Here is a 379-nt window from a genome sequence, read left to right on the forward strand (position 1 = left end):
GCCTGATCTCCGACTTCTACCCCCGCACCGTGAAGGTGAACTGGAAGGCCGACGGAAACAGCGTGACCCAGGGAGTGGACACCACCCAGCCAAGCAAGCAGTCCAACAACAAGTACGCCGCCAGCTCCTTCCTGCACCTGACCGCCAACCAGTGGAAGAGCTACCAGTCCGTGACCTGTCAGGTCACCCACGAAGGGCACACCGTCGAAAAATCTCTGGCCCCCGCCGAATGTTCTTGATAGCTCGAGTCTAGAGGGCCCGTTTAAACCCGCTGATCAGCCTCGACTGTGCCTTCTAGTTGCCAGCCATCTGTTGTTTGCCCCTCCCCCGTGCCTTCCTTGACCCTGGAAGGTGCCACTCCCACTGTCCTTTCCTAATA

At 58.8% G+C, this 379-nt stretch carries 1 protein-coding gene; it reads left to right on the forward strand.

The window, feature by feature from the left end:
* A partial coding sequence (locus ACGVWT_RS19255) for a hypothetical protein (protein WP_394427853.1) occupies nt 1-239 on the forward strand: 239 nt, incomplete at its 5' end.
* Between the last annotated feature and the right edge of the window lie 140 nt (nt 240-379).

Source organism: Sphingomonas sp. S6 (genome assembly GCF_043498045.1).
GTDB lineage: Bacteria > Pseudomonadota > Alphaproteobacteria > Sphingomonadales > Sphingomonadaceae > Sphingomonas.